The sequence below is a fragment of the Agrobacterium sp. GW821-FHT14E08 genome (assembly GCF_058803865.1).
In genome coordinates this window covers 83,688-104,113 of sequence record NZ_JBXAPJ010000004.1, presented here as the reverse complement: position 1 = coordinate 104,113, position 20,426 = coordinate 83,688, and the positions used below count along the sequence as shown (strand labels likewise).

Below are 20,426 nucleotides of genomic sequence, written 5' to 3'. Positions count from 1 at the left end.
TCGGGTAAGTGAAGCTAAGAGCGTCACGAGAAGCGATAGTGCAATCGAACGCAGCCCTTTTCGATTTCCTTTGCGCTGACGAGAGTGGGGCTTGCGCGGTGACCTGTAAGCGGGAAAAGAGGTTCGCCTGAGCCGATGATTTCCGGAATCAGGTAAATCTCGATTTCATCCAGTGCGCCGCGCTCCAAAAAGGCCATCTGCAGCTTTCCGCCGCCCAGGATCCAGACATCGCCATCATCGAGAGCGCGCAGTTCCTCCATCAACGAGCCCACATCGCTGCGCACCTCCAGAGGTCCCTTGGGCTCCTCGATCGGCCTCGAGGTGACGACGATGACGCGTTGATCTCCATAAGCCCAGGGTGACTGTTCGCTGGCAATGAAATCATAGGTCGCACGACCCATGACAACGGTTCGAATTCCCTTGATAAAATGTCGGTAATCGTGTTCGCCGAGGTCCATATCATCATATTTGTAGAGCCAGTCGAGCGAGCCGTCTCCAGAAACGATGCGCCCGTCCAGGCTCGCCGCGATATACCCGCGAATGACTGCCATATCTTCCTCCTTGATTTATAAATGAATATACGTTTATATATAAGCCATGCCAAGACACAAGTCTATTTCAGATGATCAGGTGCTGGACGCACTGCTGCCCCTCATGTTGCAGATAGGCCCTGACGGGCTGACTTTTGCCGCAGCTGCAAAGGCCTGCGGCCTATCTGCGGCCACCCTGGTGCAGCGTTACGGCAAGCGCGAAAACCTTGTCGAAACCGTGCTTCTGCGCGCCTGGGACAAGCTGCAGGCGGAAACGGAAACGGCCGATGAGCAGGAACCCTTGACGCCGCAGGGCGCCATAGCCCTTCTCATGCGCCTCATGACCTCTGAAGCCGCAGAACAAAACGCCAGTGACGGACTGCTGCTGCTCAGAGAAGACATTCGCAATCCGAAGCTGCGGGCGAGAGGTGCCCTCTGGGGACACACCCTTGCCCACGCGCTTGGCCGCCGCCTTGCCCGCGACGAGGAAAGAGCATTGCGGCTGGGGTGGCAGATGGCCGCCGTTTGGCAAGGCGCACATACATGGTGGGCATTTGTCCGCGGGGAAGATGCGGGCACGGCAATCCGCAGGGCGCTCGAAGAATGGGTCGCCACCGTGAACGCAAGCAAGCGGTAACCCGCGCCATCGGACGCATATTTTATAAGCCGCAGTCGGGTGAATTTATCCTCGAAAAACCGCTTGACCTCAACCGTGATTGAGGTCCTAGAACTATTGTCACCTTGTTTTTGCAAGGCTCTTTCCATGCTCTTGAGCGAACAGTTGACAAAGGAATACCCAATGGCTTTCCAGCTTCCCGACCTCCCCTATGCCCATGATGCGCTCGCCCCTGCAGGCATGTCCGAGGAGACGCTGAAGTTTCATCACGATCTCCACCACAAGGCCTATGTCGATAATCTCAACAAGGCGATTTCAGGCACCGAGTGGGAAAACAGGAGCCTCGAAGAGATCGTCCGGGGCACCTATGAGAAGGGTGCGGTGGCGCAATCCGGCATCTTCAACAATGCCTCCCAGCACTGGAACCACAATCTCTTCTGGGAAATAATGGGACCGAAAAATCATGCGATCCCGAAGGCGCTGGAAGATGCGCTGACGCAGTCCTTCGGCTCGGTCGCGCTGTTCAAGCAGAATTTCGCCCTCGCTGGCGCCTCGCAATTCGGTTCGGGCTGGGCGTGGCTGGTGGTGGATACCGATGGCACGCTGAAGATCACCCGCACGGAAAACGGGGTCAATCCGCTGTGCTTCGGGCAGAAGGCACTTCTAGGCTGCGATGTATGGGAACACAGCTACTACATCGATTTCCGCAACAAGCGCCCGGCTTATCTCGAAAATTTCCTCGACAATCTGGTGAACTGGCAGGCGGTCGCCGCCCGCCTCTGATTTAGGTCCCACCGATCCGGTCGCTGCCGCTGCCCTGGGCGGTTGGCCGGGTCAGGCGCAGCCGGACAGCCGCCGTCCGGCTGCAACTCCATTCGAGCGTCTCAATGCCCTATGTCGTCACCGAAAACTGCATCGCCTGCAAATATATGGACTGCGTGGAAGTCTGTCCGGTGGAATGTTTCTACGAGGGCGAGAACATGCTCGTTATCCATCCCGATCAATGTATCGACTGCGGGATCTGCGAGGGCGAATGTCCCGCCGCGGCCATCCGGCCGGATACCGAAGCGGGGCTGCATGTCTGGCTAGACCTCAACCGCCATTATTCCGGCATCTGGCCAAGGGTGTACCAGAAAGGGAACCCGCCTGATAATGCAGATATCATGAACGGCGCTGCGGCCAAGATGTCCATTTTCTCAAAAAATCCGGGAGCGGGCGGTTAGCCCGGCACTGCATGTCTCATAATTTCAGGCTGATCGATGGCGGCGTGGTCAATCACGCGCATATTCCGCTGAAGGCGTGCTCGGCACCGACGATCTCACCGCGTGAATTCAAGGATTCAATGGCCGGGCTTGCCTTTACGGTTGCCGTGGCCACGGCCTCACACGCCGGGGAGCGGACCGGGCGGACGATCACATCCTTCATGCCCCTCAGCGCCGAGCCGCCGCTTTTGATGATCTCCATCGACGCCAGCAGCCGCATGGTCGATCTCATCGCCGCGAGCCGACGCTTTTCCGTCGCAGCGCTATCCAGAGGACAGGAGGAGATCGCCGACGTGTTTGCCGGAAAGGGAAACCAGCCGGACCGGTTTTCCGTCGGCAACTGGGATGTCTGGCCTTCGGGAAGCCCAAGGCTTTCCGGGGCCCTTCTCTCAATGGATTGCAACCTTGTCGGTTCCACCGATGCCGCCGATCACATCCTCTTCGTCGGCGCGATCATCGAAGCGAGGTTCGATCCGTTGCGCAAAGCCTTGCTCTGGAGTGAACGCAACTATAAAGGCGCGGAAGTAACAAAATAGCTGTCGGCACGGATCTCTCTCACCGCGCCTTCAGGCATATCACCGTCCTGTCGTCGCTGAATTCACTCGATGTTGATCCCTTTACCGATGGATAGTCATTGAGCTTGTGAAAATCTGCCGCTTCGACGCGGGCGAATTCGGCTTCCCAGTCAGCGACGTCGACCCCGGCAGGCAGTGAGAGATAACCGTCGGTAAAGATTTCCAGGCTGTTGATCGTGTCCTTTGCGAGCGACAGGTCGATCGTCCCCTCCTCCATCACCATCCCGCCATTGATCGAGGCGTATCCCAAAACATGGCCTTGTCTGTTTGCGTAGTGTGGCTGAACGCGAATACCGCCCATCAGAAACTCTTCCACCGCTTCGATCTCGGCCTGAAGGCCGCTTGCGGTAGCGGCTGTTGTGATCACTGTTTCCGCGTCCGTCGCGCTCATGATCCCGGCTTTGACCGCAGCACGAAGGCCGGAAAATATGGTGGCACGGGTTTTGGCCTCCGCTGCATCACCATCCCCAATTGACGCGAAAAGCTGTTTGAAGACGTGGATGCGCGCCGAGGTGCTGACCCGGTCTATGAGCTTGGCATGCTGCAACAGCCTGTCCCCATTGATGCGCACACCGGAATCGCCAGCCAGAAGCAGCCGAAAACTGTCCCCCATATCGGCAACGATAGCGAGCGTGGTGGATGGTGGATGGCTGGCATTGATGCGCTCGGCTTCCTTTTTCAGGATATCGCTGATGGTCTGGAACAGCGTGGCTGCCTCGCAACTTTGCAAAGCACCCTGGATGCTCATCTCCGCCACCGCATTTGCGGCGGCAAGCGCGGCAATGCGGCCGGAACTCAGCCCGCCATAATTCACACCGGTCGGGTCAGTCGCACCGTCAAAAACGGCCAGAACCCGTCCGGGAAGAAGAATGGCCACATCGTCCCCCGGCGTTGCGGCATTCTTGTATTTCGATTGCGAAAAGCTCGCGATATTCATCGTATTGTTTCCTTGCAGAGGGGAGCAGGCGGCGACGCGCCGGTCGCCGCTGCTTTAGCCTTTCATGAGGGTTGCAAGCGGTCAGACGAAGGATGCTTCCCTGTCTTCCGACAAACGGAAGACGACGAAGACGCAAATCCCGGTACTGACCAGAAGCAGGGTGGACAACGCAGCCGCCGTGCCAAATTCTCCGTCGATCACCTGGATATAGATCAGCACCGGCATAGTGATCGTGCGGGCGGTGTAGAGGATCAACGTCGAGGAGAGTTCATTGATGGCAGTGATGAAGCTCATCAGCGAACCGATGATGAGACCAGGCAGCATCAGAGGCACCGTCACCGATACGAAGGTCTTTGCCGGAGAAGCCCCAAGATTGACCGCGGCTTCCTCGATGGACGGCTTGATCTGCCTGAGGATTGATGTCGTCGAGCGGACGCCATAGGGCAGCCGGCGGATAAACACCAGAAGGATGATGATCAGCGCCGTCCCGGTGATATCAAAGGGCGGATAACGGAACGTCGTCACGTAGCCGATCGCCATAACGACGCCGGGGATGAGGTAAGGCACCATCAGCAGAAGATCGAGCGAACCGGAGACCGCATTGTCGCGTCGAACCACGATGAAGGACAGCAGGCCGGAAACGATGGCGATAAGCACGACAGCGGCCAATGCAAACGTGAAACTGTTGGCAATCGCCTGCGGTGAATCGCGAAGGATGCGGGCGTAGCTGTCCAATCCGAAACCGCCGGTAAAGACGGGACCGCTGGTTGCAAGGAACGACGTATAGATGACCGTGAGCGACGGCAGCATGGCGATGAGCACGACAAAATAACAGAAGCCGTGCACGATGAACGATTTCAGCGGTCGCATGGACTGCTTGACCGGCCGGTTCGTCAGCGAACTGGCGTAGCGGCGCTTGGCAAGAATATGCCGCTGCAACAGAAGTGCCGCCATGGAAATGGCAATCATCACCATGGAAATCGTCACAGCCATGGTCGGGGTTCCGGCCATTTCGGAGGTGTATTGCGCATAGGCGATGGTCGAAAGCGTTCTGATGCCCTTGCCGAGGATTGCCGGCGTTCCAAAGTCGGCGATGGACAGCACGAAGCAGATGATCGCGCCCGTGCTGACTGCCGGAAAGACCAGCGGCAGGGTGATCTTGCGGAACCGCTGGAACGCCGTGCAGCCGAGGTTTTCCGCCGCGTCCTCATAGGACTTGTTGATGGTGTTCAGCGCATTTTCCGTCATCAGGAAGATGTAGGGAAAGAACTTCAGGCTGAAGACCATCACGATACCCGGGATTCCGTAGATCGTCGGCAGGGAAATGCCGGCGAAGGACAGGAGATTCGTGACAGCACCATTGGCACCGAACAGCATGATCCAGGCATAGGCACCGATGAATGGCGGCGCACAGAGCACCAGCACCGCAAATGTGGCGATGAAAGTGCGCCCCTTGATGCGATAGCGGGAGGTACAAAAGGCAAGCGGAATACCGAGAAGGCAGGCGCCCAGCATGCCCAGCACCCCGATGAGAAGCGTATTCCAGAGTGCGACCGTATAAAAACGCCGTGTGAACACTTCCGCGTAGTTGCTGAAACCGAATGCGCCTGTTTTGGCATCGAAGAAACTGATAAAGAACACGCTGAAAATCGGCAGGATCAGAAAGATCGCCAGCAGGATGACGGCAAACACCGTCACGCATGTCCAGAAGCCCGGCAGTCTCAGGCGGAAGCCGCCGGCGGTCGCAGTCGCGGTGATATCCGTCATGACAGGCGCTCCCCGGTTGTGCCCTCGCCGAACAGCTGCGCATCGGCCGTGCGCCAGGAAAATGTGGTTTTCTGGTTGGGCTGCAGCCCGATGATCTCCGGCGATGGCTTGGTGATCGCCTCGATCTCCTCGCCCGACGAAAGCACGGCGGCAACGTTCATTTCGCGGCCGGTAAAGCTGACCTGCCTTATGGTCACGGGCAGTTCGATGCGTTCATCGCCATCAATCGCGCAAGGACCGACGGCAATCGCCTCCGGGCGGATGGCGGCGACGATCTTCCGTTCCGGCGAAACTGCGTCCGCCTGCGGCAACGCGACCTTATGGCCGGAAATGGAAGTCTGCCCCCCAGAACGGTCAAGCGTCAGAAAGTTATTTGCTCCCACGAAAGACGCGACAAAGCGGTTGGCGGGATTGTTATAGACTTCCCAGGGCGCCGCGGCCTGTTGAATGACGCCGCCATACATGACGCAAACCAGATCGGACATGGCAAGCGCCTCTTCCTGATCATGCGTGACATAAACGGTGGTAATGTTCATCGCCTGCTGGATCTCGCGGAGTTCTCGCCGCAAATCCACGCGAAGTTTGGCGTCAAGGTTGGATAGGGGTTCGTCCATCAACAGCACTTTCGGGTTGATGACGAGCGCACGCGCCAGACCGACGCGCTGCTGCTGACCGCCGGACAATTCATGCGGCATACGCTTGGCATAGGGGGCGAGCTGCACGACATCGAGAATCTTGCCTACCCGCTCGCGGATCTCGGCTGAAGATGCCCTGCGCTGCTTCAGGCCGAAGGCGATGTTGTCGAACACCGAAATATGCGGAAAGACCGCGTAATCCTGAAAGACCATGCCGACATCACGCTTATGGGCCGGAACATGTTCGATCGCCTGTCTTTCGATGCTGATGCTGCCGCTATCCTGCTGATGAAAACCGGCAATCGTGCGCAGAAGCGTGGTCTTGCCACAACCGCTCGGTCCGAGAAGCGTAAAAAACGATCCTGATGGAATGGAGATATTGATGTCGGAGAGAGCAACGACATCCCGGTAACTTTTTTTGATGCTGGTAATTTCTACGGCGGCCATGTGCTGCTCCATGACATATCCTGCGCGGTACACGACCACGGTGGACGAGACAAAAATGCGAGTATGAATGCGATACCGTGAGGACGGCGGCCTTCGCCGCCGCCTTAACGTCTTATTGGACGTCGAGCAGGATCTCGTTCCATTTTTCCATCAGGCGGGAGCGATTGTCCGCAGCCCACTTGAAGTCATATTTCGCATCCGGAACATCAGACAGCGGGACAAGCGCCGCATTGGCCGGGACATCGGTTCTGACGGAACGCCGACCGGCCTTTACCACCACTTCCTGCGCTTCCTTGGAGACGATGAAATCGATGAAGGCCTTGCCGTTTTCGGCATTGGGCCCGCCCTTGACGAGCGCCATGCCGTCAGGTGCGATCGCCGTGCCTTCTTTCGGATAAACGATCTCTACCGGGGCACTGCCCAGCTTGTAGCGCAAGGCGGCGTCTTCGAGCGTAATGCCAACCGCCTGCTCGCCATCATTGACGAAACGCGGAACCGCGCCTGACGATGTGGACAGGACGGAGTTGCCGAGAATGCCGGTATAGACCTCCCAGCCCTTCTCCTCGCTGTCGAAATCCTGCAAAACCGTTGCCATCTGGATATAGGCGGAACCGGACTGATCGGCGCGAGCCGAGGAAATCAGGCCCTTATATTCAGGCTTCGCAAGATCGGCCCAGGAAGTCGGAACCGGTGCGCCTTTCAGCGCTTCCTTATTGACGATGAAGGCCGTAACGACTGCGGTAAAGGGAACCCAGTTGGTGCTCGGCGAAAAGGCAGGGTTGATCGATGCTGCCTCGACAGGCTTGTAAGGTTCGAAGAGGTCGGCGGAAAAGTCGATGACAGTGCCATCAACGCTCCAGATCACATCACCCGCTGCCTTGCCGGTTTCCGCCTTGATGCGGTTCATCAACTCGCCGGAACCGGCTTTGACAAGCTCGACCTTGGTGCCGGTCTTCTTTTCAAACAGCGGCAACAACTCATCCATAAGCTGCTGCGGCGCTGCCGAATAGACCACGACGGTACCTTCGGCATGGGCGAAAGCCGCGCTGGCAAGGAAGGTTGCGCCGGCAACAAGGCGCGCGAAAATAGTGCATGATTGACGCATGAAGGGTGCTCCGTTTTTTTGTTCCCTGACCACGATGTCCCGCGACCTAAATTTTTTTTGTTTTTGTCGTCGCAGCTCGTTGTCTGATATTTATTTTCTTTACGTAAATTAATAAGTCAAGCGCGAATTCGTTACAAAAATTAAAACGCCCTATCGCACTGATAAAAAAAGGTATTCTAATAAAGTTACAGCATCGCCGCTAAACCCGGACCGGGAAATTCGCTGTACAATCGCGTCGTTTGCGCTATTCAATCCGACGTTACGTCTCGCGGGAGAATGGCTTGATCGACCTCGGCTACAATGAACGGCGTCTGCTCGAGATTTTGCGCGGCAAGGGTGGCATGTCCCGTATAGAACTGGCGCGCGAGATGGATGTGTCGGCACCGACGCTGACGCGTCTGACATCCAGCCTTCTTGAATCCGGCCTCATCATCGAGGCTGAGGAAGCACGCAACGACGGCAAGCGCGGGAAACCGTCTACCGCGATCGAGATCAATCCGAACGGGCTTTTCACACTCGGGGTCTACTTCAATCCAGATGACCTGCGGGTCTGCATCGCAGATCTCAATGGCACGATAAGGCACGAAGTCAGATCTGACCTGGAGGACTACAGCTTCGAGCACATCATGGAAACGGCGGAGGCCGCCGCACGCCAGGTGCTCGAAAAAGCAAAGGTCAAAAAAATGGATGTGCTTGGCTGCGGCATCAGCTTTCCGGGCCACTTCAAACGAGACCGTGGCCATGTGTTCCGCATCAGGCAATTCGAGAGCTGGCATGACATCGATGTCGACAAAGACTTCCAGCCCTATTTTGATTTTCCGGTCTTTCACGAAAACGACGGCAATACCGTTATTCTTTCTGAGCTATATTACGGCGCAGGCCGAAGCATCCGCAATTTTGCGATGATCTGGCTGACTTACGGCATCGGCGGCGCGGTGGTGGTGCAGCGCCATCTCTATCGCGGGACGAACGGCAATGCGGGTGAGTTTGGCGGCCTGTTTCCAAAATCCCATCCGCGTCCTTCGGGACAGGACCTTTGCGACACGCTGGCCGCTCACGGCATGGATATCAGGCGTCTGAAGGATATCGATGAAAGCTATTCGGATCACCCTGCCGTGGTCGCCTGGCTTGAAAGAGCGACAGAACAGCTTCGCTTGCTCGCACTGACCGTTGCCCGAACGATCGATCCCGGTGCCATCATTTTTGGCGGATCGCTACCCGACTGGATTCTCGAACATATCGTGCAGCGCATCGGCTCGCTGGAAATGCTCGGCGAGGATTTCTTCGTCGAACCCCCCGAAATACGCAAATCGATGATGAGCGACCTGCCGCATCTTGGTGCCGCCAGCATACCGATCTACCGTGCCACGACACCCAGCTATTATTCAGGCAGGGCGTTGAAGGGATGGGCTTAGCCGCTGTTATTCGGCAGCCTTCTTACCCAGTAATGGATTAAGTTGCCGGCTGTCTGCACCTGTGAAGCGAATGCGCCTATTCCGCCCTCCCTTAAGATAATCCGGGTGCCCTCATCGTCATGACAGGCAACTGCTAGAGAAAACCTACCTGCTGCCAGCTTCTGTCCCCATTTGCGCGGGCAAAGATTCCCGGAGCGACACCGTTTCTTTTGCGGAAAGCGGTACTGAATGCGCTGGCGGATTCGTAGCCGATCTCCTCGGCGATATGATCGAGCGACTTTACGCCGCGCATCAGCGCGTCCCTGGCAAGCGCCATCCGCCAGCGCGCCAGATATTCGATCGGCGCGCAACCGAGCACTTCATTAAACCGCGCGGCAAAGGCCGAGCGCGACATGCCGGCGATCCCGGCCAGTTCGGCCACGGTCCAGTTCGCGCGGACATTGGCATGCATGGCAGACAAGGCGCGGGCAAGCCCGGGCAAGCGCATTCCCTTCACCAGCCCCGCCGGAATAGCCTCGCTGCCGGCGCCGGGACGACGCAGCACTTCGATCAAAAGAACCTCCAGCATGCGCCGGATGATGAGTTCCTTGCCCGCATCCTCGCTGGCGCATTCCTCTGACAGCAATTCTATGAGGCGCGCCAGCCGGGATGCTCCGCCCTCGCCCGCCGGCACATGGATCAGCCCGGGAATCAGCGAAAGCAAAAGCGCGGCATTGATCCGCTCGAACATGAAGCTTCCCCCAAGCGCAACGAAATCCGGCTCTCCCTCCTGTTCACCATGCCGGACCGCCCGGTCTTGCGGCTCCACCGGAATACATTCGACATCGGTATCGCTGCAGAGCGAGAAAGCCGGCGTCGATGGCAGGAGCAGAAAATCACCGCGCGCCAGCCGCAGGGGGTCGCGGCCCTCGAGCAGAACCCAGGCCGCGCCGGAAAGGACGATTGCAAAACCCGGAGCGTCATAAGCGCGATAACGCACGCCCCACCGGCCCCGTCCGGAAATCGGCTTGGACACGGCGGCACTCGGGCGCAGAAGATCGATAATATCGCTGAGTGGATCCATTCTCTGGACGATCAATAATAAATTTCGGCTTATTAAGCATATATCATCCAGATAACGTCGTCTATCTCCAATGGCATCAAACAATGGAGATTTATGATGACCAAGACCATCCTCATCACCGGCACCTCGTCTGGTTATGGCAAGGCGACCGCCGCGTTCTTTCTGTCCCGCGGCTGGAACGTCATCGCGACCATGCGAAATCCGGATGCGAGCCACTTCGGTGACGATACCGGACGGTTGCGCGTCCTTCCTCTGGATGTGACGGACGAAAAGAGCATCGCGGCCCTGATCGATGCGGCAGGCCCGGTCGACGTGCTGGTAAACAATGCCGGCATCGGCATGGTCGGGGCTTTCGAGGCGACACCCATGTCGGCAATCCGTACGATCTTCGACACCAACAGCTTCGGTGTGATGGCAATGACGCAGGCGATCATCCCGCAGATGCGGAAACGCCGGTCCGGCACGATCGTCAACGTCACCTCCAGCGCCACGCTCGCCTCTTTCCCGCTCGCCGCCGCCTACACCGCCAGCAAGCAGGCAATACAGGGTTTTTCCGGTTCACTTGCGCATGAGCTGGGTCATTTCGGCATCCGCGTGAAGCTGGTCGAACCCGGCTATGCGCCGACGACCCGTTTCACCGCAAACGCCATCCTGCCGCTGGAGCAATTGCTGCCGGACGACTACATGGGCTTTGCCGCGCCAATCCTGGAAGGTTTCGCCACGCCAGCCATGACGACCACGCAAGATGATGTCGCCGAGACGGTCTGGAATGCCGTCCATGACCTATCCGGCCAGCTTCGTTTTCCGGCAGGCCCGGATGCCGTCGCGCTGGCTCGGGGAAACTGACCGAACGTGGATAAACCGCAGATGCCGGGTGCTTCAGCAACACCCGGCATCGATGTTCGCGGCATCTCACGCAGGTTCCGTCGATGCTTTCTCCGCAATCTCCGGCCACAGCCCCTCCGTCGCCGTCATCAGCGCCGGCGTGGCGGCGGCAACCCAGGGGATGCCGCTGCCGGGGCGCGTCCCGATGCGGACATCGAGACCCGCTTCCCTTGCGAGAACGACGCCGCCGGCGATGTCCCACATGGTCGTCAGCTTCTGCAGATGGCCGTCGAAGATGCCGCGCGCGGCAAAGGCAAGGCCGATCGATGTCGAGCGGATGGATTCCACCACCCAGCCCGCATGCCGAAGCCCGACATTGAGAGCCGCCACTTCCGCCGCATCGCCGGCGGCGCTGTCGCCGAGCGACATGACCTGCACAGCCTCGAAGGGCACCTGACGGGCAAGCGGCTTGCCGTTCAGCATCAACCCGGTCCCATCAGCCGCCGCGTAGATATCCGCAAACACCGGCATGGCCACAACTCCGAGTTCCGGTTGGCCGCTCCGCACGAAACCGAGCGAGATGCCCCAGAGCGGCGAACCGCGCAGGAAATTGGCGGTGCCATCGATGGGATCGATGATCCAGTAGGCGTCATCGGCAACGCCGCCCATTTCTTCGCCCAGCACGGTTTCGCCGGGAAAGGCGGCCGCCAGACGGTCGCGGATGAGCTTTTCGACCGTGGTGTCGGCTTCCGAGACGAAATCCTGAAAACCCTTCGTCCGGGCGGCGATGGCGTCGCGCGCCTCGAAAAAGCGAAGGGCAAGGCCCATCGCTTCCTCGATGATGGCGACGGCGCGTTCGAGCCGCTCGCTCATCGTCTCCACGCCCTGCCCGTCTCGCCGGCGCCCGCCTTCAGCCAGCCCGTGAAGGCTTCAACTTCATCCGTCTGGATTGCGCCGACGCCGGCCTCGGCAAGAGCGCCCCACACGGTTTCGGGATTTGAAAGCGCCCGCGTATCGTCGAAATCAACGCAATGGGACACATCAAGCGTGTTGATCCACAGGCGGATATTCTGGCGCTCCATCTCGGCCCGGCCTTCGGTGAGATCGGCAATGTCGGTGAATTTCACCTCGATCATCGGCGCCTTCAACGCCTCGATACGGCGCAGATCCTCGGCGAACTTGCCCTTCCGGACCGGGAACATCGGCATATGCGGGATCTTGCCGAACCAGTTGGTATCCACCACCTCGAAACGGCCCGATTCGGGATCGATATCGGTCTTCACCAGCACCTGATCCTCGACGCCGAGCCGCAGCACGGTCTCCATGACCTGCGGCAGATCGCGGGTGAATTTGGTGTCGATATTGACGGTGATCCTGCCGCGCGCCTCTTCCAGCAGCTCCTCCAGCGTCGGCACGCATTCATCGGTCAACTCAGCGGCCTCGCCGCCTGCGCCGGCCTTCAGCTTCGCTGCGCGGACCACCTCGAAAGGCAGCGCGCTCACGATTCCATTGCCCGTCGTGGTGCGGTCGAGCGTTTCGTCATGAATGACAACGAGCCGGCCATCGGCCGTCGCCTGCGTGTCGATCTCGATCATCTCGACGCCGGCCGCGATCGCAGCGCGGACGGAGGCGAGCGAGTTTTCCGCAGTGGCGGTCCAGAAGCCGCGATGGGCGATGGTCAGGATGGCCGGATTGTCTCGCGAGCAGAGTGCAAGCACATTGCAGGGATTGGAGGTATTGCGGGAGGCAGCAAGGGTCTGGTGCATGATTTTCACTTTCGGACGTTGCAATTACCGGGTTTGAGCACCCGGATCAGATTTTCCCCATGCCCGCCGCCATCAGATCGTCGCGCAGGATGCGGCCAGCGATGATGAAGACGATGAGTGCGGGAAGAAGCAGGATGAAGGAGACGATGGCGGCGAGCGGCAGCTGCATCGAATAGGGATCGAGATACATGTAGAGCTTGATCGGCAGGGTCTCGACGACAGGCGCGCCGACGATGAAGGACTTGTCGAATTCCTCGAAGCTGCCGATGAAGGACATCAGCCCGCCGGCCAGAAGGCCGGGCACGGCCAGCGGCAATATGATGTGCAGCACTATGCCGACCGTTCCCGCGCCGAGCGACCGGGCGGCATGAATGAGATCATCGGGAATGGTTTCCAGCGCGGCCGTCATCAGCCGGATCATCAGCGGCAGGGTGCCGACGATCTGCACGAGAATGACCCCCGTTACCGAATAAGCGAGACCGAAAAGCAGGAATACCTGACCGATGCCGACGGCGACGACGAGCCCGGGAATGATGATCGGCGCCAGAATGAAGATTTCCACCAGCCGTTTCAGCCGGAAGGGAAAACGCGCCATGGCCCAGGCGGTGGGTAGCGCTATGGCGGCCGTCAGGAAGGTGACGACGATGGCGATGAGGATGCTGTTGACCGCAGCGCGGATGAGGCTGCCATCGCTCAGGATGCTCGCCCAGCGCGCCGTGGTGTAATCCTTTGGCACGATGAGCGGCGGCGACCAGCCGTCGGCAATACTCCAGAGGAACATCAGCGCCAGCGGCACGGCGATGGCGAGTGTCAGCGCGCCATAAAGCCCAATGGAAACGAAAATCCGGTCCTCCGGCGTAAAGGCGCGGCGACGGGCACTGCTGGGGGGATCGAGAGTTATAGCGCTCATCATGCGTCTCCGCGGGTTTGGCCGGGGCCGATGCGGGATGTCAGGGAGTAATAGAGCAGCAGCACGGAGACCGCGAAGAGGCTCAGCACCATGCCCATGGCATAGACCTGGTTGAAACGTCCCTGGTTGAATTCCTTGACCATCAGCACCGAAAGCGGCCGGGCCGTCGGCGGACCGACGATGTCGGGAATGGCGTAAGAGCCCATGGAACCGATGAAGGTCAGAAGAATGGCGGCGGTGATGCCCGGCATGGCGAGCGGCACCTCCACGAAGAAGAAGGTCTTCAGCCGCGAAGCGCCAAGCGTGCGCGAAGCGTAGCGAATATCCTCGGGAATGGCCGCAAAAGCGCTGGTGATGATCAGCGTCATGAAGGGTATCTGTTTCCAGACGCTGGCGAGAATGACGCCGACGCCCCAGTCGTCGCGTACGAGCTTGGGCAGTTCCAGCCCGAGCGGCGCGACCAGCCGGTCGAGAAAACCGCCCCTCTCAAAAACGACGATCACCATCAGGCCGACGATGATGCCCGGCACCGCCATCGGCAGCTTGTAAAGGCCGCTGAACAGTTTTCGCCCGAGAAAGCTCTTGCGGATCAGAAGCGCCAACGGCACCGAGGCCGCAAGCGAGACGATGACAGGCATGACGCCGTAATAGATGGAGGTCGTGAGCCCCCGGATCATCGACGCGCGGGTGAAAATCCGCTGGTAGAACATCAGCGTGAAGCTGCCATCCTCCTGCCGGAAACTGCCGATCAGCGCCGACAGCAGCGGCCCGCCGAAGAAGACCAGAAGATACCCAACACCCGGCAAAAGCAGGAATAGAAGCTGGGCGCGCCTGTTTCGAAGGAGCCCGGCCATCATGCCGCCTCCCCCACCATTCTATCATCGAGAAGATGGACCGAACCGGGAAACTGCAGGGCGACCTTCTGCCCGGCATCAATCAGAGTTTCCGCACCGGACTGGCTGATCCTTATCTGACGGCCGCCAATCTCGACCGTATAGAGCGCATTGGCGCCCATGAAGGAGACAGCGGAAACCGTGCCCTCACCGGCCTGATCGGCGCGGATGTGGATGTTTTCCGGACGAACGGAAATCTGCACATTGCCGGTGGCTGCGCGGTCCAGCGTCACCAGCTGACCCCATGGCAATTGCGCCTGCTGGCCCTCAGCGGAGACCGGCAAAAGATTGGTCTGGCCGAGGAAGCCGGCGGTAAAGGCGTGTTTCGGCGCACGATAAAGCTCGAGCGGCGTGCCGATCTCGACCACCCGGCCGGCATTCATGACGACGATCCGGTCCGACATCGCCATGGCTTCGGCCTGATCATGTGTCACATAAAGGCTGGTGGCGCCGATGCGGCGGTGAAGCTCGGTCAGCTCATGGCGCAGCGTATCGCGAAGTTTGGCATCGAGATTGGAAAGCGGCTCGTCAAACAGAAGCAGGCTTGGCTGCATGACAATGGCCCGCGCCAGCGCCACACGCTGCTGCTGGCCGCCGGACAATTGCCGGGGCATGCGATCCACCAGACCGGTGAGATTGCAGATATCAAGCGCATGGGCGATGCGCCGCGCCCGCTCGTCCTTCGCGACCTTCTTCATCTTCAGCCCGAAGCCGAGATTTTTGGCGACTGACATATGCGGGAAAAGCGCATAGGACTGGAACACCATGGCGATATCGCGTGCTTCCGGCGGCGCCTGATCGATGCGCTTGCCACCCAGCCGGATCTCGCCGCCCGAAGGCTGGCTGATGCCGGTGAGTATGCGCAAAAGCGTGGACTTGCCGCAACCCGAGGGCCCAAGAATAGTGACGAATTCGCCCCGTTCCACGGTGATCGATACGGGATGAAGCGCCCGGCTCGCCCCGTAATCCTTGCTGATATTGCTGATCTCGAGTTCACTCATGACGAGCCTCCCTCATATTTTTTGACCAAGGCTATCCGGACCGCGCAGCCACCTGCGGCCACACGATCCGGCAATCCCGACGGCGTTACTGGTTGAGGACTTTTTCATCGAGCGCTTCGGCAAGCGCTGTCGACATGTCCCAGAAAGCCGGCAGCGACAGGCGCGGATAGACGCTCTGCGGCAGGACATGCACCTGCACGGCCGTCGGCATCAGATCATTGGTGACATCGGCGCGCGGAGAGCGGGAAGCCTTGTTTTCCAGCTTCCAGAGCTGGAACTCCTTGCTCATCGCCATGTCGATCAGCAGCAGCGCCGCGGCGACATTCTTGGCATTGGCCGGCACGAACATGGCGTCGCCCGAGCCAACCTGCCCTTTTTCCAGAAGCGTGACGCGGAAGCTGTCGGGCAATTGCTTGGTGCCGAGGAAGCTCATGACCTGATCTTCCCAGACGGTGCCCATGTGAAGCTGCTGGTTGTTGATGAGGTTGAGCGTATCGGCATTGCCATTGGTCAGTTCTGCCACTGCCAGAAGACGGCGGTAGTAGTCCCAGACAGGCGTAAGGCACTCGGACTCCATGGCCCAGTCTTCGGCCTGCTGCAGCGTCTGATTATAGTCGGTCAGCTGCTTGCGGCAGTCGCCGGTCAGATAATTGAGCGCCACCGAATAGATGAAACCGCCGCCCGAACCGCCCTTGGCCGGCAAGGTGACGCCAAGCCGCTTGGGGTTCTTTTCCGCCCAGACCAGCAGGTCCTCGAAGCTCTTCGGCACATCCTCGGCCTTCACGAAGGCAGAGTCATAACCGATCGCTGTCTGGTTGAGATGCACCAGCGGGAAGCTGCCGCCATGCGGCTTGCCGAAGACGGTTTCGGCCATTTCCGGATTGTAATTGGCCATGTTCGGCAGGATTTTCGTCAGCGCAATATTGCCGACAACGCCCTTGGAGGAGAGAAGCGGATAGCTGCCGCCGCCGGCGAAATAGGCATCAACCGGCGAATCCTGCCCTGCCGCCTGTACCGCGATCAGCTGCTGGTTCGCTTGATCGCCCTTCACGTCGCTATAGGCGACCTTGATGCCGTATTTGGCTTCGAAACGGGTGATCAGCTCCTTCCACGTATCGGCAAAACTGCCGGCGAAATTATACATCGTCACCGCGCCCTCGGCTTTGGCGGCGGGAACGACGATCTCGTAAAAATTGTCGCGCGTGACCTTCGACAGATCGAAGTCGAGGTTTTTCATGGTGCTGTCTGCCGATAGGCACGGCGCTGCCGTCGTCGCCAGCGCAAGCGCGGCGATCGCAAGAAATTTCATGCGCATTGAATGGTTCCTCCTGAGGACCCGTTGTTGACCGGCCCCTTATTAATACACTCTAAGTGTAATATTTGTGACAGTCCAGTGAAAAATGCTGTCGCAAAGCAATGCCCCATGTTGCCGCCGCTCCGCACAGCCGTTATCCAAGGCCATGACCACAGATCAGACGCCGCAGCACACCTTCGACCGCCAGCCGCTCGCCAGCGAGAATGAGCGTCTCATTCTGGATATCGTGCGCCGCCATGGCCCCATCGCCCGGGCGTCGATCACTGGCCACACCAACCTGACACAGCAATCCGTGCACCGGCTGATCGAAGGCCTGCTGGAGCGCGGGCTTCTGCAGACCGGCGCACCGCTAAAAGGTACGCGCGGCCAGCCGAGCCCCACCATCGAGCTGGTGCCGGAGGCAGCCTATTCGCTTGGCATTTCCATCAACACCGACTCCGTGGTGATCTGCATCGCCGATTTTCGCTGTGACGTGATTGTTGAGGAAAAACTGAAGATGCTTCCGGAAGACCGGGAGATGACGCTTGCTGCATTGTCACTGGCGCTCGAACGGCTACTGGCGGAGCACGGCATCCCGCGCGAGCGCCTGCTTGGCCTCGGTTTTTCCATGTCCGGCTTCTTCGTGTCTGAGGACCGCGCCTTCAATGCGCCGGAGCCCCTGCGCGACTGGTCGCTGATGGACCTGAAGCCGATCCTTGAGAAACGGTTCCACCTGCCGGTCTGGCTGGAGAACAACGCCACCACGGGCGCGATTGGCGAAAGCCTCCGTGGTGTCGGCTCGTGGTGCCAGACCTTTGCCTATCTGTCGTTCAACTATGGTTTCGGTGGCGGATTGATCCTTGGCGGCCAGCCGTTTCACGGCTTTCATGGCAATGCCGGCGAATTCAGCGGCATATACAGCCCGGATGAATCGCCCAAACGGCCCGCCCTGCAATACCTGATCACGACGTTGCAGAAAAATGGCGTCGACATCCACTCGATCGAACCGCTCTATCAACAGTTCGACCCCGCATGGCCGGGCGTCGAGGAATGGCTGACCGAAACCATGCCGCAGGTGGACAGGCTGGTGGCAAGCCTGATCGCGGTGCTTGATCCGCAGGCCATCGTCTTTGGCGGGCAATTGCCACGCGCACTCGGCCAGATGATGATCGAACGCACGCATATGCCGTCCCAGCGCGAACACCGTTACGGCGTCGGCCCGAAGGAGGCGAAGCTGGTTCTCAGCGAAACCGTCGGCGATCCGTCCGCCATCGGCGCCGCGCTATTGCCACTGAGGGTCCGGTACTTCCTGTAGGGTCATTATCCTGCGGTTCCCGCAAACCTTTTGGGGCCGCCGTAACCGCAGGGTTGCGGCAGCCTCTATCATTGCATCATGGCCTATTCGACCACCACGGACAGTGCCGAGCCGGTATAAACCGGCCGTACTTTCACATTGCCCGCATCGATCGTGGCGAATGTCCCGGTCAGACCATTGGCAGCGATCACATCGAGGCGCGTGCCGGCAGCCGGTGCGCCACCATCGAAAGCGAGCTTCAGCGTCGCGCCGTCCAGCACCACATTCCCTTTAACGCGCAGAGCAGCCTTCTGCGGATCCAGCGCCAATATGCCGCCCGACTGCGCATAATCACCGCCGATGGCGACATCCTTGCCTCCCTTGAGCGAAAGCGTGCCGCCGCTGACCAGCACACCGCCGGTTCCAAGCGCATCGGCAGACGAAACTATCAGCGCACCATCCTTTAAAATTGTGCCGCCACCATAGCTGTTATGGCCGCTGAGCGTCAGCGCTCCGCTACCGGATTTGACGAGACGCCCTGCCCCGGCAATGTCGTTCGTCCAGCGGTCTGCCGCGTTGAAGCCGCCGGCGGCGGCATCCATCGTGACTTCGACATCGCCATCGAACGCACCGTAACCACCGGCCGCGGCCACCAGATTGATCCGCCCCCAGCCATTGCTGTCATCAAGCAGCGGATAACCCGCCTCGATGCCGGTGGAAAACAGAACGGCGCGCCGCTCTGCGGCATCAAGATAAGGCAGGCGCGTTTCCAGCAGAACCTCGGCCCCCTTCGGCACCATCATCGGCGCGTCACCCACGGCTTTGTCGCGACTGAAGGAAAAGGTCATGCGCCTGCGATAATCCGCGCCGTTCTTCGCCGCATCGGCAAACCGGTCAACATCCGGCTTTGCGCCATGGGCGAAATCGATGAGCGACTGGCCCTGCGGCAGGCGTCTGGCGAAATAGGCCTGCAAGGCCGCATACGCGGCCTTCTTCACCTCGGCATTTTTCGGGTCCTGCAACATGGCGGCGGCCATGGCGGTTGCGGTGATGCGGCCGCCGATCACGTCGAGCGGCGAATGCATGCCGGCGACGATGCGGCTCTCACCGAGTTCGGAGGCAGTCGTCAGCAATTCGGAAAAGCGCTCCGGCACGGCATAGGCATAGGCAATGGCGGCCAGATAGGCGGCATTGGTGTGCCCGCTCGGGAAACCGCCATCCTTGGCGCGGCCGCGATTTTCCCGCGCATATTTCAGCGCCGGCACGATGACGCCCGGGTCGCTGTCATGGCTTTCGAAGCTGCGGTCACCAATCGTTTCCTTGCCGGTCTCGATCACCTCGCCTTTGTCGTTCATGCGCCAGGGCCGTGGTGAGGAATAGAAATATTTCGCCGGCGACGTCGTGCCCTCCGGGCCGCGGATCACCTTCATGAAGGCGACGAAATCCTTCAGCTCACTATCCTCGGCACCCGCCTCGGTGCCCTTGTCGTCTTCCTTGCGGGCGATGACCTCGTTCGGGTCGAAATCAGCGAGCGTATGATTGATCGTCGTCGTTGCGCCCGCCCCTTCGCGATACCAGTCGGTGAGCGGGCCCATGCCGTCGATGACGCTGTAACCCTGTGAACGGCGATCATTCATATAGGCTTCGAAAGCAGCAGCGCGGGTGCGGTTCTCGCCGGTGACGGACAGCACGTAGCGCATGTTCTCCTGCCAGACGGCGGGATCGACGATCTTCACATGGCTGAAATCCGCCGGACCATCGCCATTGGCACCGCCATCCGCCCATTTCTCATCGCCAAGCGTCCAGATGCGGTTAAAACCGGAGAGGATTTCGATGATCGGGTTGTCCCGGTCATCATAGGCGCGGACCGCCTCGCCCTTCTCATTCTTGCCGGTCTGGTTGCGATAATTGTCGGCAAGCGGCAGCGGATATGTTGCCGCCGGCTCCGGCACCGTAATCGCATAACCCTGTCCTGCCGGCCCGGTGCGATCGAACGCCTGCGCGCCCGGAACCAGAACCAGCAATGCCACGGAGGCGAGCAGGCTCGAGCGTGCGGAAAAGAAAGACGACATCTTCAGTCTGGCCATGACG

Annotated in this window: 20 protein-coding genes; 7 read left to right on the top strand and 13 right to left on the bottom strand. The window is 59.6% G+C overall.

The window, feature by feature from the left end; translation table 11 throughout:
• Nucleotides 1-23: 23 nt before the first annotated feature.
• Complete coding sequence (locus AC1ROR_RS16750) at nucleotides 24-551, bottom strand: dihydrofolate reductase family protein (RefSeq protein WP_498590102.1); 528 nt, start codon at nucleotides 549-551, stop codon at nucleotides 24-26.
• Between the two features lie 46 nt (nucleotides 552-597).
• Here AC1ROR_RS16750 and AC1ROR_RS16745 point away from each other — a divergent pair, with 46 nt between their 5' ends.
• The 4 genes from AC1ROR_RS16745 to AC1ROR_RS16730 all read left to right on the top strand — a co-directional run bounded on the left by AC1ROR_RS16745 (nucleotide 598) and on the right by AC1ROR_RS16730 (nucleotide 2,944).
• Nucleotides 598-1,167: a TetR/AcrR family transcriptional regulator gene (locus tag AC1ROR_RS16745; protein WP_498590101.1), complete on the top strand. Its 570-nt coding sequence runs from the start codon at nucleotides 598-600 to the stop codon at nucleotides 1,165-1,167.
• Between the two features lie 162 nt (nucleotides 1,168-1,329).
• Nucleotides 1,330-1,929: a superoxide dismutase gene (locus AC1ROR_RS16740; protein ID WP_035226261.1), complete on the top strand. Its 600-nt coding sequence runs from the start codon at nucleotides 1,330-1,332 to the stop codon at nucleotides 1,927-1,929.
• 104 nt (nucleotides 1,930-2,033) lie between these two features.
• Entirely contained in the window at nucleotides 2,034-2,369 is a 336-nt protein-coding gene (gene fdxA, locus AC1ROR_RS16735) for a ferredoxin FdxA (protein ID WP_003499322.1), read from the top strand.
• An 11-nt stretch (nucleotides 2,370-2,380) separates the two neighbouring features.
• Nucleotides 2,381-2,944, top strand: coding sequence for a flavin reductase family protein (locus AC1ROR_RS16730; protein WP_167377625.1), 564 nt, complete (start codon nucleotides 2,381-2,383; stop codon nucleotides 2,942-2,944).
• Nucleotides 2,945-2,963: 19 nt separating this feature from the next.
• On the opposite strand, the gene AC1ROR_RS16725 is transcribed toward AC1ROR_RS16730, so the two are convergent.
• The 4 genes from AC1ROR_RS16725 to AC1ROR_RS16710 all read right to left on the bottom strand — a co-directional run bounded on the left by AC1ROR_RS16725 (nucleotide 2,964) and on the right by AC1ROR_RS16710 (nucleotide 7,874).
• Nucleotides 2,964-3,920 carry a hypothetical protein gene (locus AC1ROR_RS16725; protein ID WP_498590099.1) on the bottom strand — a complete coding sequence of 319 codons (957 nt, stop codon included), beginning with the start codon at nucleotides 3,918-3,920 and terminating at the stop codon, nucleotides 2,964-2,966.
• Between the two features lie 81 nt (nucleotides 3,921-4,001).
• Nucleotides 4,002-5,687: an ABC transporter permease gene (locus AC1ROR_RS16720; protein ID WP_498590098.1), complete on the bottom strand. Its 1,686-nt coding sequence runs from the start codon at nucleotides 5,685-5,687 to the stop codon at nucleotides 4,002-4,004.
• Nucleotides 5,684-6,769 carry an ABC transporter ATP-binding protein gene (locus AC1ROR_RS16715; protein ID WP_035243182.1) on the bottom strand — a complete coding sequence of 362 codons (1,086 nt, stop codon included), beginning with the start codon at nucleotides 6,767-6,769 and terminating at the stop codon, nucleotides 5,684-5,686. Before AC1ROR_RS16715 ends, AC1ROR_RS16720 begins: the two co-directional genes overlap by 4 nt.
• 112 nt (nucleotides 6,770-6,881) lie before the next feature.
• Nucleotides 6,882-7,874, bottom strand: coding sequence for an ABC transporter substrate-binding protein (locus AC1ROR_RS16710; RefSeq protein ID WP_035226248.1), 993 nt, complete (start codon nucleotides 7,872-7,874; stop codon nucleotides 6,882-6,884).
• A gap of 281 nt (nucleotides 7,875-8,155) precedes the next feature.
• Here AC1ROR_RS16710 and AC1ROR_RS16705 point away from each other — a divergent pair, with 281 nt between their 5' ends.
• Nucleotides 8,156-9,289 carry an ROK family transcriptional regulator gene (locus tag AC1ROR_RS16705; protein WP_035243181.1) on the top strand — a complete coding sequence of 378 codons (1,134 nt, stop codon included), beginning with the start codon at nucleotides 8,156-8,158 and terminating at the stop codon, nucleotides 9,287-9,289.
• Between the two features lie 133 nt (nucleotides 9,290-9,422).
• Here AC1ROR_RS16705 and AC1ROR_RS16700 read toward each other — a convergent pair whose 3' ends face one another.
• Nucleotides 9,423-10,352 (bottom strand): AraC family transcriptional regulator, encoded by a 930-nt coding sequence (locus AC1ROR_RS16700; protein ID WP_498590097.1) that lies wholly within the window; start codon nucleotides 10,350-10,352, stop codon nucleotides 9,423-9,425.
• Nucleotides 10,353-10,448: 96 nt separating this feature from the next.
• Here AC1ROR_RS16700 and AC1ROR_RS16695 point away from each other — a divergent pair, with 96 nt between their 5' ends.
• The gene (locus AC1ROR_RS16695; protein ID WP_498590096.1) at nucleotides 10,449-11,198 is read left to right on the top strand and encodes an SDR family oxidoreductase; all 750 of its coding nucleotides are present in this window, start codon (nucleotides 10,449-10,451) and stop codon (nucleotides 11,196-11,198) included.
• A gap of 66 nt (nucleotides 11,199-11,264) precedes the next feature.
• On the opposite strand, the gene AC1ROR_RS16690 is transcribed toward AC1ROR_RS16695, so the two are convergent.
• The 6 genes from AC1ROR_RS16690 to AC1ROR_RS16665 all read right to left on the bottom strand — a co-directional run bounded on the left by AC1ROR_RS16690 (nucleotide 11,265) and on the right by AC1ROR_RS16665 (nucleotide 17,062).
• Nucleotides 11,265-12,050: an inositol monophosphatase family protein gene (locus AC1ROR_RS16690; RefSeq protein WP_498590095.1), complete on the bottom strand. Its 786-nt coding sequence runs from the start codon at nucleotides 12,048-12,050 to the stop codon at nucleotides 11,265-11,267.
• Nucleotides 12,047-12,943, bottom strand: a complete 897-nt coding sequence (locus AC1ROR_RS16685) for a glycerophosphodiester phosphodiesterase family protein (RefSeq protein ID WP_142170293.1) — start codon at nucleotides 12,941-12,943, stop codon at nucleotides 12,047-12,049. Before AC1ROR_RS16685 ends, AC1ROR_RS16690 begins: the two co-directional genes overlap by 4 nt.
• Before the next feature lie 46 nt (nucleotides 12,944-12,989).
• Nucleotides 12,990-13,853 (bottom strand): ABC transporter permease, encoded by an 864-nt coding sequence (locus tag AC1ROR_RS16680; protein ID WP_080723260.1) that lies wholly within the window; start codon nucleotides 13,851-13,853, stop codon nucleotides 12,990-12,992.
• Nucleotides 13,853-14,707: an ABC transporter permease gene (locus AC1ROR_RS16675; RefSeq protein ID WP_080723259.1), complete on the bottom strand. Its 855-nt coding sequence runs from the start codon at nucleotides 14,705-14,707 to the stop codon at nucleotides 13,853-13,855. The genes AC1ROR_RS16680 and AC1ROR_RS16675 overlap by 1 nt, the downstream gene beginning before the upstream one ends.
• Nucleotides 14,707-15,747, bottom strand: a complete 1,041-nt coding sequence (locus tag AC1ROR_RS16670) for an ABC transporter ATP-binding protein (RefSeq protein ID WP_498590094.1) — start codon at nucleotides 15,745-15,747, stop codon at nucleotides 14,707-14,709. The genes AC1ROR_RS16675 and AC1ROR_RS16670 overlap by 1 nt, the downstream gene beginning before the upstream one ends.
• Nucleotides 15,748-15,832: 85 nt before the next feature.
• On the bottom strand, nucleotides 15,833-17,062 hold the full coding sequence (locus AC1ROR_RS16665) for an extracellular solute-binding protein (protein ID WP_498590093.1): 1,230 nt from the start codon (nucleotides 17,060-17,062) through the stop codon (nucleotides 15,833-15,835).
• Nucleotides 17,063-17,207: 145 nt separating this feature from the next.
• On the opposite strand from AC1ROR_RS16665, the gene AC1ROR_RS16660 reads away from it, so the two are divergent.
• On the top strand, nucleotides 17,208-18,356 hold the full coding sequence (locus AC1ROR_RS16660; RefSeq protein WP_035226327.1) for an ROK family transcriptional regulator: 1,149 nt from the start codon (nucleotides 17,208-17,210) through the stop codon (nucleotides 18,354-18,356).
• Between the two features lie 83 nt (nucleotides 18,357-18,439).
• On the opposite strand, the gene AC1ROR_RS16655 is transcribed toward AC1ROR_RS16660, so the two are convergent.
• Nucleotides 18,440-20,422 (bottom strand): phosphatase PAP2 family protein, encoded by a 1,983-nt coding sequence (locus tag AC1ROR_RS16655; RefSeq protein WP_498590092.1) that lies wholly within the window; start codon nucleotides 20,420-20,422, stop codon nucleotides 18,440-18,442.
• Nucleotides 20,423-20,426: the final 4 nt, after the last annotated feature.